17 protein-coding genes are annotated in these 12,255 nt (G+C 69.4%); 10 read left to right on the forward strand and 7 right to left on the reverse strand.

Annotation, left to right across the window (positions count from 1 at the left end):
- Positions 1-27 precede the first annotated feature (27 nt).
- Together BZF57_RS00400 and BZF57_RS00405 are read left to right on the forward strand one after the other, a co-directional pair.
- Positions 28-642 (forward strand): hypothetical protein, encoded by a 615-nt coding sequence (locus BZF57_RS00400; RefSeq protein ID WP_086733466.1) that lies wholly within the window; start codon positions 28-30, stop codon positions 640-642.
- A 386-nt stretch (positions 643-1,028) separates the two neighbouring features.
- A complete protein-coding gene (locus BZF57_RS00405; RefSeq protein ID WP_086733468.1) occupies positions 1,029-1,568 on the forward strand; it encodes a hypothetical protein in 540 nt (179 codons plus the stop codon).
- Positions 1,569-1,693: 125 nt separating this feature from the next.
- On the opposite strand, the gene BZF57_RS00410 is transcribed toward BZF57_RS00405, so the two are convergent.
- Positions 1,694-2,443, reverse strand: coding sequence for a GGDEF domain-containing protein (locus BZF57_RS00410; RefSeq protein WP_086733470.1), 750 nt, complete (start codon positions 2,441-2,443; stop codon positions 1,694-1,696).
- 264 nt (positions 2,444-2,707) lie between these two features.
- Between BZF57_RS00410 and BZF57_RS00415 the strand changes: the two genes are divergently transcribed.
- From BZF57_RS00415 to BZF57_RS00425, 3 genes are all read left to right on the forward strand, one after another.
- Complete coding sequence (locus tag BZF57_RS00415; RefSeq protein ID WP_086733472.1) at positions 2,708-2,917, forward strand: cold-shock protein; 210 nt, start codon at positions 2,708-2,710, stop codon at positions 2,915-2,917.
- A 101-nt stretch (positions 2,918-3,018) separates the two neighbouring features.
- Positions 3,019-3,231 (forward strand): hypothetical protein, encoded by a 213-nt coding sequence (locus BZF57_RS00420; RefSeq protein ID WP_086733474.1) that lies wholly within the window; start codon positions 3,019-3,021, stop codon positions 3,229-3,231.
- Positions 3,232-3,321: 90 nt separating this feature from the next.
- Entirely contained in the window at positions 3,322-3,675 is a 354-nt protein-coding gene (locus tag BZF57_RS00425; RefSeq protein WP_240505799.1) for an HPF/RaiA family ribosome-associated protein, read from the forward strand.
- A gap of 28 nt (positions 3,676-3,703) precedes the next feature.
- Here BZF57_RS00425 and BZF57_RS00430 read toward each other — a convergent pair whose 3' ends face one another.
- Positions 3,704-4,912: a hypothetical protein gene (locus BZF57_RS00430; protein ID WP_086733476.1), complete on the reverse strand. Its 1,209-nt coding sequence runs from the start codon at positions 4,910-4,912 to the stop codon at positions 3,704-3,706.
- 72 nt (positions 4,913-4,984) lie between these two features.
- Positions 4,985-6,226, reverse strand: a complete 1,242-nt coding sequence (locus tag BZF57_RS00435; RefSeq protein WP_086733478.1) for an FAD-binding domain-containing protein — start codon at positions 6,224-6,226, stop codon at positions 4,985-4,987.
- A gap of 63 nt (positions 6,227-6,289) precedes the next feature.
- Between BZF57_RS00435 and BZF57_RS00440 the strand changes: the two genes are divergently transcribed.
- Both BZF57_RS00440 and BZF57_RS00445 read left to right on the forward strand, forming a co-directional pair.
- The gene (locus tag BZF57_RS00440; RefSeq protein WP_086733480.1) at positions 6,290-6,721 is read left to right on the forward strand and encodes a COG3650 family protein; all 432 of its coding nucleotides are present in this window, start codon (positions 6,290-6,292) and stop codon (positions 6,719-6,721) included.
- 29 nt (positions 6,722-6,750) lie between these two features.
- A complete protein-coding gene (locus tag BZF57_RS00445) occupies positions 6,751-7,170 on the forward strand; it encodes a GFA family protein (protein WP_086733482.1) in 420 nt (139 codons plus the stop codon).
- Between the two features lie 16 nt (positions 7,171-7,186).
- Here the strand turns inward: BZF57_RS00445 and BZF57_RS00450 are convergent, their stop codons facing one another.
- Positions 7,187-8,653: a S41 family peptidase gene (locus BZF57_RS00450; RefSeq protein ID WP_086733484.1), complete on the reverse strand. Its 1,467-nt coding sequence runs from the start codon at positions 8,651-8,653 to the stop codon at positions 7,187-7,189.
- Between the two features lie 241 nt (positions 8,654-8,894).
- On the opposite strand from BZF57_RS00450, the gene BZF57_RS00455 reads away from it, so the two are divergent.
- The gene (locus BZF57_RS00455; RefSeq protein WP_086733486.1) at positions 8,895-9,485 is read left to right on the forward strand and encodes a YbhB/YbcL family Raf kinase inhibitor-like protein; all 591 of its coding nucleotides are present in this window, start codon (positions 8,895-8,897) and stop codon (positions 9,483-9,485) included.
- Positions 9,486-9,516: 31 nt separating this feature from the next.
- Positions 9,517-9,768, forward strand: a complete 252-nt coding sequence (locus BZF57_RS00460; RefSeq protein WP_086733489.1) for an SWIB/MDM2 domain-containing protein — start codon at positions 9,517-9,519, stop codon at positions 9,766-9,768.
- A 30-nt stretch (positions 9,769-9,798) separates the two neighbouring features.
- Here BZF57_RS00460 and BZF57_RS00465 read toward each other — a convergent pair whose 3' ends face one another.
- The 3 genes from BZF57_RS00465 to BZF57_RS00475 are packed head-to-tail and all read right to left on the reverse strand — an operon-like array spanning position 9,799 to position 10,870.
- The gene (locus tag BZF57_RS00465; RefSeq protein ID WP_086733491.1) at positions 9,799-10,032 is read right to left on the reverse strand and encodes a DUF3253 domain-containing protein; all 234 of its coding nucleotides are present in this window, start codon (positions 10,030-10,032) and stop codon (positions 9,799-9,801) included.
- Positions 10,029-10,433 carry a DoxX family protein gene (locus tag BZF57_RS00470; RefSeq protein ID WP_086733492.1) on the reverse strand — a complete coding sequence of 135 codons (405 nt, stop codon included), beginning with the start codon at positions 10,431-10,433 and terminating at the stop codon, positions 10,029-10,031. Before BZF57_RS00470 ends, BZF57_RS00465 begins: the two co-directional genes overlap by 4 nt.
- Positions 10,430-10,870 carry a cupin domain-containing protein gene (locus tag BZF57_RS00475; RefSeq protein ID WP_086733494.1) on the reverse strand — a complete coding sequence of 147 codons (441 nt, stop codon included), beginning with the start codon at positions 10,868-10,870 and terminating at the stop codon, positions 10,430-10,432. The genes BZF57_RS00470 and BZF57_RS00475 overlap by 4 nt, the downstream gene beginning before the upstream one ends.
- A gap of 64 nt (positions 10,871-10,934) precedes the next feature.
- Between BZF57_RS00475 and BZF57_RS00480 the strand changes: the two genes are divergently transcribed.
- Entirely contained in the window at positions 10,935-12,251 is a 1,317-nt protein-coding gene (locus BZF57_RS00480; protein ID WP_086733496.1) for a dipeptidase, read from the forward strand.
- Positions 12,252-12,255 lie beyond the last annotated feature (4 nt).

The following is a 12,255-nucleotide window of genomic DNA, read 5'->3' on the forward strand; positions in this document are numbered from 1 at the left end:
TCTGCAACCCGCAGCGCTCTGCGTGCTGTGCCGGACGCCCGCTCCGGCTCCGCCGATCCGCCATCGCGCCACGACAGCTGGCCGCTCGATCTGCAAGCCGCGTTCCTGCGCGCGCTCTCGGCGACGCACTCGGTCTCCGAGGCGGCAAAGTCGGTCGGGCGGTCGCGGCAGTCGGCGTACCGGCTGCGCTCGCGGCTGAAAGGCCAGCCCTTCGATCTCGCGTGGGAGGTGGCGTTCCACCATTCCTATGACGTGCTCGCCCATGCGGCGCTCGACCGGGCGCTGAACGGGGTCGAGGTGCCGGTCTATTACAAGGGCGAGCTGGTCGACACCTATCGCCGCTTCGACGAGCGGCTGACGGTGGCGCTGCTCGGGCGCTTCACCCTGGGCGGCAATCCGGGGTTCGGGCGGCTGGGACCGATGGCCGAGCGCCATGCGCGCGATTTCGAGAGCCTGCTGGCGAAGGTCGCGGCCGGCGAGGCGGTGGAGACGGGGGCGCGCTCTCCCGAGGAGCCGGGCGAGATCGAGGCGATGCACCGCTTCGTGCCCGGATCGCATTCCCGCGCCGATCCCCACTGTCCGTCCGGCTGGTCGGACGAGGAAATTATGAAGACATTACAGGAGAATGGCTGGACAGAGTGAGGCGGACACGGTGTCCGCTTTGTCCGCTTCGCTGTCTTTGTATTGCGACCCTGCCTCCGCAGGGTCGTCCTCGGCGCTGTTCCCTTCGCTCCGCTACGGGGCGCCTGCGGCTCGGCCGCGTGGCCTCGCGGTCGCTGGCGCGACCGGTGGTGTTGGTTTTGCGACCCTGCCTCCGCAGGGTCGTCCTCGGTGCGTTTCGATCCCTGCGGGATCGAGCACCTGCGGCTCGCGCGCGTGCGATCGCGGTCGCTGCGCGACCGAGATGGTTCGCGTTGCAGCTCGCTGCGGGTGGTGTCGTGGTGGGGAACCCCGGTTGGTGCTCTGGTTTAGTGCGCGCAGGCCCGGTCGTCGCACACTCTCTTCTCCCCTACACGAGGAGAGACAGCATGACCGATCGTGATCCGATACCGCCCGGCACCCAGCGCTCCGGCGTGCGGCCCGAGGGCGTCAGTGCGGCCGAGGACGCCCGCAACCGCGCCAACCAGGATGCGGCGCGCCGGCCGGGGGTCGATGCGAACAACGCGCTCGATCACCGCGGGCACATGACCGCGACCCCGCACGAGGGCAGCGCCTACCAGCCCCTGCGCGTAGGCTCGGGCGAGCAGCGCCAGCGGGACGAGGACAGCGCCTATGTGCTCGATCAGGGCGCGGATGCGGATGATGGCGAAGGGGTCAGCCGGCGCGGGCCGGGGCGCACGCATGGCGATGCACGGCGCGAGACGGAGTCGGCCCCCGGCGGCGGGAGCGTCTACCGCCCGCTCGCCGATGATCCGAGCAATCTCGAGGAGCGCGAGGACAGGCCACGCGACAATCCGGCGGTGCCGGTCCGGCAGGGCACGGGTGACAGCGGCCCGGGCGAACAGATCAGCGAGCGCCCCGAACACAACGACCCGCGCGGCATGCCGGGTGAGACGGGACGGGGGTAGCGGGTGGCTGATCTTGAACGCCACTCGGCGCGTAGCGCTGCAAGCCCGAACGGGCGCCCGCAGCGACGCGTCCGCAGGGCGTGTGAGCGAGAATTTCGCGCGCCGGATGGCGTGCGGAACACCAGTTACGCTGCGCGCTCGATCCGGTTCCGCCCGCCCTGCTTGGCGGCGTAGAGCGCGAGGTCGGCGCGGGTGATCAGCCGGTCGGCGGCCTCGTCCGCGCGCCGTCCGGCGAGGCCGAAGCTGGCGGTGAGGCGGTAGGGGCCGGCGGGCGTGATCAGCGGGGTGTCGGCAACGGCCACCCGCAGCGCCTCGATCCGGGCGGCGAAGGTGGCAAGGTCGCCGGTCTGCGCGGCGATCAGGAACTCCTCGCCCCCGATCCGGGCGACGAGCCAGTCGGCGGGGAGCATGCGGCGCAGCATGGCGGCGAAGTGGACGAGGCTCGCGTCCCCGCCGTCATGGCCGAGGCGGTCGTTGACGCGCTTGAAGTAGTCGATGTCGGCAATGGCGAGCGCGATCTCGCCCCCGCCGAGCGACCACTCGGCAAGCCGAGCCATCGCGGCGCGGCGGTTGGCAAGCCCGGTGAGCGCGTCCTGCAGGGCGAGCTGCTCGAGCGCGCGGCGGGAGCTCTCGAGCCGGAGGGTGAGCGAGGCGATCCAGCCGAAGGCAAGGCTCGCCACCACCAGCGGGATGAGGACCGCGAAGAACATGGTGCCGGCGTAGTCGACCGTGCCGAACAGGGTGAAGGAGAGGTGCGCAAAGCAGGCCGAGGCGAACACCGATCCGCCCACGACCAGCGCTCCCGTGCGCCACAGGCGGCGGCGCAGGGCAGGCGGAGCGCCGGTGGCGGCGCGCAAGGCGTGGGGCGGTTGCATCGCGGACGGCAGGATATCGCAGAGCCCTCGCGATAGTCTTAACGCGTCCTTGCGGTGGGCCGATTAGGTGAATGGGGGAAGACGTGCTATATCCTCTCCCGCTGACGTCGAAATTTGCGACGGACTTCGAAATTTGCGCTCCGCCGCCTGGGCTTCTGCCCCCCGGCGTAAACCAGACGACGACTTCCTTTCATCGGACGATACGACGCACGATCCCCTCGCATGTCGCGGGCGGGAAACCATTGTTCTTGAAAGGAACACGCCATGAGCAAGACCGGAACCGTGAAGTTCTTCAACACCGAAAAGGGTTACGGCTTCATCCAGCCCGACGATGGTTCGTCGGACAGCTTCGTCCACATCACTGCCGTGCAGGCAGCGGGCATGAACTCGCTCGATAAGGACCAGCGTCTGAACTACGAACTCGAGCGCGGCCGCAACGGCAAGGAAAGCGCCGTCAACCTTTCGGCTGCCTGAGGCACCGATCCGGAGCGGGGCGCGCCGAGTCGCGCTCCGCTCCCTGCTGCCCGCTACGCCTACCGAATCCCGCCTCCCCCCTCCCGTGGCAGGAACCCCCGATGGCCCAGACCTACGAATTCTACTGCGAGCGTGCCGACGAGGCCGCCGCCCACGCCGCCAAGGCGACCCTCGAGAATGTCCGCGAGCGCGAGTTGCGCTCGGAAAAGACCTGGCGCGGCCTTGCCGAACATGCCCGCAAGACGATCGAGGAGCGCGAGAAGGCCGAAGTTGCCCGTGCCGCGCGCCGGGCGGGCGAGGACCTTGCCGACTGAACGGCTCGCCGGATAGCGCTGGAAAGCGGCCATGCGGCTCCCCATATTCTCTTTGGGCAACAGGACACTGAAGCCAAAGGAGACGATGCCATGAGCACGATGCAGTTCCAGTTCAACACCGACAGTTCGGTGATGGGAACCCGGGATGTGGCCCAGCGAATCGAGGCGCAGGTGCGCCAGCGCCTCGCGCGCTTTGCCGACCGCCTGAGCCGGGTGGAGGTGCACGTCTCCGACGTCAACGGCCGCAAGCATGGCGCGGACGACAAGCATTGCACGATCGAGGCCCGCCCCCGCGGCAGTCGCCCGATCGGCGTGACCGGCAAGGCGGCCGATGTCGATGCCGCCGCGCGGATCGCCGCGAGCACGATGGCCGAGCGGCTCGAGCGCATTTTCGGCAAGAGCGCGCGGCACCGCCGCGACCCTTCGCCCGACAAGCAGATCTGATCGCGAACCGGCGGGCGCGGGGGGCTGGCTAGAGCCCCTTGCGCCCGAACACCTGCGCCCGCAGCCCGCGCCCGCTGACGCTCGGCAGGCCGGGCTGGCTCGGCGTCGGCGCGATCACCGGCGGCGGAGGGGGCGGCGGCGGCGGGGTCATATCGTCCTCGCGGCGCTGGCGCACCTCGAACGTGCCGCCGATCCCCTCGGCCAGCTTGCGCTTTTCGGCCCATTCATTGGCGAGCGCCATCTTGGCGTCCTGGTCCTCGGGCATGATGGCGGCGGGGAAGGCACGATCCTCGAAGACATTGGCGTCGGGCACATGATCGGGCGCGACATAGCTGTGCGCGAGGTGCTTGAGCGGCACGAGCTCGTAGAACGGCATGTCACGCGGCTCGCCGTCGCCGATGTCCGCGCCCTTCTCGTGATGCAGCACCCGGTAGGAGAGGCTGCGATCCTCGGGGCCGAAGGTGTCGCCGTCGGGGATGACGTAGCCGTTCGGCATGGTCGCCACCCGCAGGAAGGCGAAGATCGTCTCGAAGTTTGCGGCCCAGGGCAGGACGTTGGGCTGGATGATGATCTCGCGCCCCAGCCAGTGCCGCGCGCCGAAGGTGCGGATGCCGACCAGCGCGTCCTCGCCGGGCGCGGGGCGGGGACCATAGAGGTAGGGGTGGATGTGCAGCGGGCCGGGGGCTTCGCTGTCCTCGGCCATGCGGTCGAACAACTCGCCGCCCATCAGCATGTCGGACTGCGTCCAGTGCACCGCGACCGGCATGGCGTGTTCGGTCACGATCCGCGCCATCAGCGCGAGAACCGAGAGCCGCCGCGCGAACTGCGCCTGGGTCGCACCCTCGCGCCGCTGGCCGATCGCCTCGAACATCGCGGCAAACTTGGGATCCTCGTCGACCCCGGCGAGCACCCCGTGCGAGACTTCGATCAGGATGTGGCTGTAGCTGCGGGCGATCCGGTCGCGGATGTCGGGTGTGGCGATGCCGGTGAAGGCTGAGGACAGCGCCGGACGGAACAGGTCCGCGTTGCAGGGGCGATCCAGATATTCGAAGGTCACCATCAGCTCCTCCGCGCCGTTGAACAGGCGGTAGAAGCGGCCCGGATTTGCCTCGGGAATGTTGAACTGCGCGCCGCTGCGCATCCCCTCGATCCGGGTATAGGCGCGCATCATCGCTTCGAGATCGGCGATCGGCCGGTCGAACATCAGCGCGGCCTGGATGCGGTTGGGATAGAGCATGGCGGGAAGGGGCCCGGGGCAGTGGATGGATGCTCGGAGCCTTAGGCGAACAGGGTTAAGACCGGGTTGAGATCAGCCCCGTGCGCCGGTGATCCCGCATTCCGCCAGCAGGCTCTCGGCCGCCTTGCCGACTGCGAAGAACCCCGCCTTGGCGAGCGGCCAGGTGGCGCGGTCGAGATCGCCGAGGAGGGTTACGACGCGGCCTTCGGCGGCAAGCGGGGCGAGATCGGGCCACAGCGCGTCGCGGGTCCATCCGGCGGGGAGATAGGGCAGGGCTATGCGCTCCACCCCCGCCTCGGCCAGCAGCGGGGCGAGCGGCTCGCCCGCACGCCATTCGACGGCGGTGCAGGCGAAGGCGGCGGCGGCTTCGGTGAGGCCGTGGGTGAGCGCGCCTTGCGCGAAGGCCTTTGCATGATCCCCAAGCGCACCCGGAGAGCGGGCCTCGGGCCGGGCGGCGCCGATCACCAGCGCAGGCGCGGCAGGCAGGGCGAGCGGGGCATGATGCGCGGCCTCGTCATGCAGCAGCAACGCGAAGGGCCGGGCGAGGTCGGCTGCGGTGACGGGACGGGGCAGATCGAGCTTCTGGCGTCCGTATTCCTGCGGCTCGTCCAGCGACTGGGCCTCGTCGCCCGCCAGCCCGGGCGCGTCGAGCGCGCCTCCCGGGCGGCCGGCGGTGTAGCGCGCGATGTTGTCGGCGCGGGCGAGGTAGTGCTTGCCCTTGGTATGCAGCCCCGCGACCCAGCGCCACGACAGCGTGTTCGAGGCGGCGTCGGCGTCCATCAGGTGCCGCAGGAAGAAGTCCGACCCCAAGCGCCAGTCGAGTTTCAGGGTGAAGATCCAGATGCTCGCGAACCACATCCGCGCGTGGTTGTGGAGGTAGCCCGTTTCCACCAGCTCCATGGCCCAGACGTCGAAGGCCTCGATCCCGGTGCGGCCCTCGGTCGCTTGCGTATAGGCCTTGCGCAGGCCCGCATTGGCTTCGAGCGCGGCGAGGGCACTGTCGCGTCCCTTGCGATAGTCGTCCCAGATCGCGGGGCGCTGTTCGAGATAGCCCTTGAAGTAGATCCGCCAGAACACCTCGGCGATGAACTTCTCGGCAGCGCGGGGGCTGTGCTGGGCAAGCACCGCATCCAGCACCTCGGGCTCCCCGATCAGGCCCGCGTGAAGCCAGGGCGAAAGCTGGCTGACATTGCCGCGCCCGCCCTCGCGCGGGCCGTCATCGGCATTGCGGGTTTCGGCATAGCGGCGGCCGGCGGCGGGGAGAAATCGGGCGAGGCGGGCAAGCGCGGCCTCGCGGGAAGGGGTAAAGTCCATGGGCGGGCAATGCCTTGGCGCGCAGCCGGTTCCGGCCTATTCTTGCAACCGAGGAGAGAACCGATGCAACCCCGCCACCTGCCGCTCGCCATGCTCGGCCTCGCGCTTGCGGCCTGCACTCCTGCCAAGGACGACGGGATCGACCCCAAGGGCAAGGCCTTCGATGCGGTCGCCCCCGAGGAGGCGGTGACGATGCTCGGCACCGAGCCGTTCTGGAACCTCGCGATCAAGGGCGAGGAAGGCGTGTGGACCACCCCCGACAACCAGACCGGCACCGGCTTTGCCGTGAAACGCTTCGCCGGGAACGGGGGGCTGGGCTTCTCGGGCGAGGTCGCCGGCAAGCCGCTCACCGCCACGCTCACCCCCGGCGATTGCAGCGACGGGATGAGCGACCGGCGCTTCCCCTTTGTCGCCACTATCGCTTTGGGCGGGGAGACATTCGCAGGCTGCGGCTATACGGACAGGCAGCCGTTCAGCGGCCCGGCAGCCCCCTAGGCTGCACGGCAACAGGGGAGAGACAAGCGATGACCAGCACGGGGACCATGACCGGAGGCTGCCTGTGCGGCGCGGTGCGCTACACTTGCGAGAGCGACCCGCTGCTGTGCGTCACCTGCCACTGCAAGAACTGCCAGAAGCAGGCGGGCAGCGCGCTTTCGGTGATCGTCGGCGTGCCCGAGGCGGCGGTCAGCTTCGAAGGAACGCTCAAAACCTACAACGACACCGGCGACAGCGGGGCGACCGTGCGGCGGCAGTTCTGCCCCGAATGCGGATCGCCTGTCTTCACCCGCGTCGACACCCCGCCGGGGATGATGTTCATCAAGGCCGGGACGCTGGACGATACCAGCATCCTCAAGCCCGCCTTCCACTGCTACGCCAAGAGCAAGCAGGACTGGGTCGACCTGGGCGACACGCCCGCCTTCGAGACGGTGCCGCAGGGGCTGTGAGGCCCCCGCAGCCCTCTTAGAACAGCCCCGGCAGCTCGTGCTGGGCCGGCCCCGGCCGCCGCGGCTGGAGCGGTTCGCGCTCGGGCAGGTCGGCGCCGGCGAACTTGCTGTCGCTCTGCGTCGGCCCGGCGACCGTGTTAGCCGTGCGGCTGCCGGAAATCGCCGTGCATCCGCGCCCGCCGAGGAAGTTGAGCGCCGCCGCGATCGACGCCTCGCGCGGATCGCCGAGCGGGAAGCCGATGTCGTCCCCCGCGCGGCAAGTGTTGGGCATCACGCTGGCAAGGCCGGTGTAGTAGTCGCCCTGGCCGTTGGCATTGACCGTCCGGAACGCCACCGCCCGCACGCGCAGGTCGCAGGAGGCAAGGTCGAAGCCGAACTGGCCGACCGGCTTGCCGAAGGAATTGGCCCCGACCAGCGCGAGATTGTTGCCGACATAGGGGATCAGCGAGTTGGCGACGAGCTCGCTCGCCGAGGCGCTCGATCCGGTGGTGATCACCGCGACCTTGGTGGGGGTGATGGCGTTCGCCTCGGTGCGGAACTGGCGGGTGCTGTTCTCCGATGCCTTGGACGGGCGCAGCTCCTCGCGGCTCCACACCTGTCCGACGCGGCCCGCGCCCATCAGGTCGCCGAAGGTGTCCGCCACGCTGACCAGCCCGCCGCCGTTGTAGCGCAGGTCGATGATCAGCTCGGTCACGCCTTGTGCGGCGAACTGGCCGAAGGCGGTGCGCAGCTGATTGGCAGCGTCCGAGATGATGAAGGTCCGCAGGTTGATATAGCCGACCCGCTTGCCGCCATCGTTGAGGATCAGCGCGCCATAGCGGTCGGATATCGGATCGAGCGCGAAGTCGGTCTTGGTGACGCTGCGTTCCTGCACCGCGCCGCCTGGCTGGACGAAGCGCAGCACGCGGGTGAGGCCCGCGGTCGACGGGCCGAGCGCATCGGCCACGGCCTGCGCCCCGCCGCTCGCGAACAGGCTCGAGACCGACACCAGCGTCGTCGCCGAGGTGCCGATCGCGGTGATCTCCGTCCCGCGGTCGAGCCCGGCGGCAAGGCCGTTCGCGCCTTCATAGGCCTCGACCACGAACAGGCGGCGGTTTGTGGTGTCGTAGGACAGGCGGATGCCGAAGCCGGCCGAGGAGCCCGAGTTGATCAGCGCGTTCTCTTCCGCGATCGAGGTCGAGAAGGTGAAGAACCGGTCACGCCCGGCCGCGCGGGCCGGGGCGACGCGGGCGTCGAGATAGTCGTCGAGATTGGTGAAGGAGGCCGGGTTCGCCGTCGCCAGCAGATCGGGGAAAAGATACCACTCGTTGAGCACCTGGTCGGCGAAATCCTGCCGCGCGCGCAGCGAGCAGGCCGCGGTGGTCGGCGTCGGGGTGGGGGTGACCCCGCCGGTCGGCGGCCCGGAGGACGATCCGCCCCCGCCGCCGCAGGCGGCGAGCTGGAGTGCCAGGACGAGGCTGAGAGCGGTGCGTGCGGGCTTCATAAGTGGGTGCAACTCCGGGGGTTTATGGCCGGGTCACGGTGCGACCCGGAAGCGCAGGGATGCCTCGGAGACGGGCCAAGAGCAATCCGCCCCCGTAAAAATCCCCAAGAGTCGCTCGAAAAGCGTGACCTTTTTGCCTGCATTTGCAGGGTTTTCCGCAGAAACAGCGAAAAACCCCCCTGCGCAGTCTCGTATCGCGTCTCCGAACGCACTAGCACGAGGGCAAGGACCTGACAGAATCATGACGGATTTCCCCGCCTGGCTCGCACCCCATGTGCCCGCCCCTGCCCGCCATCCCGGCCTCGCGATCGCGAAGCTGGGGTCGGCGCAGTTTGTCGCGCGCGGCGGCTTTGCGCTGACCAGCCCCGCGTTCCGCAGCGGGGAAGAGCTCGACGCGAGCTTCACCGCGGCCGAGGAAGATGCCGTCGCCCCGCCGCTCGAATGGAGCGCGCCGCCGCCGGGCACGCAGGAACTGGTGCTGGTGGTCGAGGATGCGACTGCGCCGGGCGCCGAGCCTGCCTGCCACTGGCTTGTCTGGGGCCTCGCAGGCCAGCGCGGCAAGCTGCTCGAAGGCGAAACCCCGCCGCGCACCGGCAAGAACGCCGTCGGCAATTCCGAATGGCTGCTGCCGTCCCCGCCCGAGGGCGAGACGCGCCACTACCTGTTTCAACTTTTCGCGACCGAACTGCCGCTGGTGCTGATGCCCGGCGCGGGACGGGCGGAACTGCTCGCATCGCTGCAAGGGTCGGTCACGGCCTGCGCGGTGCTCCACGCCACTTTCACCGGGGGCGGGGAAGATGACGATGCGGACTGGGAAGACGATGATTTCTGATCAACCTGCCACTGACATAAGGGAGTAGAAGATGGCTGGAACGACCAACGCACTGCAGAAGCCGGTTACGCTTTCGGGTGATCTCGAAGCGGTGATCGGCAAGGGCCCGATGACCCGCGCCGAAGTCACCTCGAAGGTGTGGGAATACATCAAGGCCAACGGCCTGCAGGACAAGACCGACAAGCGCCAGATCAATCCCGATGCCAAGCTCGGCGCGGTGATCGGCAAGGACCAGATCTCGATGTTCAAGATGACCGCTGCGGTCTCGAAGCACCTGAGCTGAGCCTGACGGCATAGGGGCTCCGGCCCCGCATCAGCGGCGCGCGATCCGGTAGGGTCCGCGCCGCTTTTGTTTTGTCTCGCCCTTCCACGAGAGGGCGATGGTGCCCTGTTCGAGCAGCGCGTCGGCGGCGGCGTGAACCGCGTCCATCTCCGCCCGCCAGTCGCCCTGCGACCCGGCAAGGCGGCGCGCGGCCTCGCTCGGGCAGATGGTCCCGCCCTCGGCCCGTTCGCCGAGCAGCGCGAGGATCGCCTCGGCCGGCGTCATGCCTCGGGCGCGCGGCCGCGCAGCGGCAGGCACTCGCCCACCCACAGCGCGAGCCCAATGATCACCGGCTGCGCGAACATCCGCGGGATGTGGTAGCCAAGCCCGAGCCCGCCGTCGTAGCGGGCCAAGTCGATCAGCATGTGGTTGATGTTGGCGGGCCACACGCACAGCGCATAGAGCGCCAGCCCCCACCCTGCCGCACGGCGCAGCGGCTTGGAGACAGGCTGCACCAGTCCGATGCTTCCGAGGATCTCCGCCACCCCCGTCCACAGCACCACCGCCTCGGGAAAGGGCACGCCCGGCGGCATGATGGTAAGGAACGGCGCGGGCAGGGCGATATGGATCACCCCGGCGGCGAAGTAGAACGCCGCCAGCAGCCAGCGCAGGACGGCGCGGATCATTCGCCCGGTTCCCAGCCCGGAGGCGCCAGCACGAAGCCCGCAAAGTCGAAGCCCGGCACCACCACGCAGGAGACGAGGCTGTAGCCGTGCGTGCCCTCGCCATAGGGCCGCGCCGCCTGCCATTCGCCCGGTGCCACGAGGCCCTGCAACCGCTGGCCCGCGGCGATATCGCTGCCGAGGATCACCGAGCGGGGCGGGCCTGCATCGGTGGCCGAGAGCCGCAGCTCGACCGGGTCGCCAGCCTGCCAGATCCACAGCTCGGCCGCATCGACCGTGTGCCAGTGCGATGCTTCGCCGGTGCGCAGCAGGAAGATGATCGCGGTCCCTTGCGCGCGGCCATCCGGCCCCGCCTCGCCGCGCCACGTCTCGCGATACCACCCGCCTTCGGGATGCGCCGCAAGGCCCAATTGTTCGATCAGCTTGCCCGCGCTATCCATGCCCTAGTCCTTGCCTGTTTCGTCACCTGCCGGTGCAGGCGCTCTAGCTTCGGGAGCTTCCCCCATGCAACTCTCCGCGCCCTCCCGCCTCGCGATCATCGCGGCCCTGATGCTGGCGAGCCCGCTCGCCGCGCAGAAGGCCAAGGCCCCGCCGCCGATCGATGATGCCACCGCGACCGCCACCGCCAATGCCGCGCTCGAAGCCGCGCCGGTGTTCGACGGGCACAACGACGTGCCCAACCAGCTGCGCGACCGCGTGGCGAACCAGATCAACGCCTTCGATTTCGAGGACACCTCGGACACCGGCCCGACCAACCCCGATGGCCGCGCGATGCAGACCGATCTCGCGCGGCTGAGGCAGGGCAAGGTCGGCGCGCAGTTCTGGTCGGTCTACGTCCCCTCCAACCCCGACGAGCCCGAGGCGGTGCAGCAGGTGATCGAGCAGATCGACGTCACCAAGCGGCTGATCGCGAAGAATCCGCAGGCCCTGCGCTATGCCGTCAACGCCGATCAGGTCGAGCGCGCGATGGCGGACGGCAAGGTCGCGTCCTTGCTCGGTATGGAGGGCGGCCACTCGATCGGCTCGAGCCTCGCCGTGCTGCGCCAGCTCTATGCGCTCGGCGCGCGCTACATGACCCTGACGCACAATTCGAACACCCCCTGGGCCGATGCGGCGGTCGATATGCCGAAGTTCGATGGTCTTTCCGATTTCGGCAAGGACGTGGTGCGCGAGATGAACCGGCTGGGGATGCTGGTCGATCTCAGCCATGTCAGCGAGGCGACGATGATGGACGCGCTCGACGTTGCCAAGGCGCCGGTGATCTTCAGCCACTCGGGCGCGCGGGGCGTGTCCGGGCATCCGCGCAATGTGCCCGACTCCGTGCTCGCGCGGCTGCCCGAGAACGGCGGGGTGGTGATGGTCGTCGCGCTCCCCGGCTTCCTCAACGAGGAGCGCCGCCAGTGGTTCGCGGTGCGATCGGGCGAGGAGGCGCGGCTGAAGGCGCTGTGGCAGGGGCAACCCGCGAAGGTGACCGAGGCGTTGGCGGCGTGGGACGCGGCCAACCCCGAGCCTGCCACGACGATCAAGCACATGGCCGACCACATCGACCACATCCGCAAGGTCGCAGGCGTCGAGCATATCGGCATCGGCGGGGACTTCGACGGGATGCCGAGCGGCCCCGTCGGCTTCGAGGACGTGCGCGGCTACCCGCTGCTCTTCGCCGAACTGGCGAAGCGCGGCTATTCGCAGGCCGAGCTCGAGATGATCGCGAGCCGCAACATCCTGCGCGTCATGCGCGCGGCCGAGGCCTATGCGGCGAGCGTCGCCGAACAGCCTCCGATCGAGACGCTGATCACGCCGCCCGCCGCGAAGGCGGAGTAGGGGC

Origin of the sequence: Erythrobacter colymbi (genome assembly GCF_002155685.1) — a bacterium.
In the GTDB taxonomy this organism is placed as follows: Bacteria; Pseudomonadota; Alphaproteobacteria; order Sphingomonadales; family Sphingomonadaceae; genus Erythrobacter; species Erythrobacter colymbi.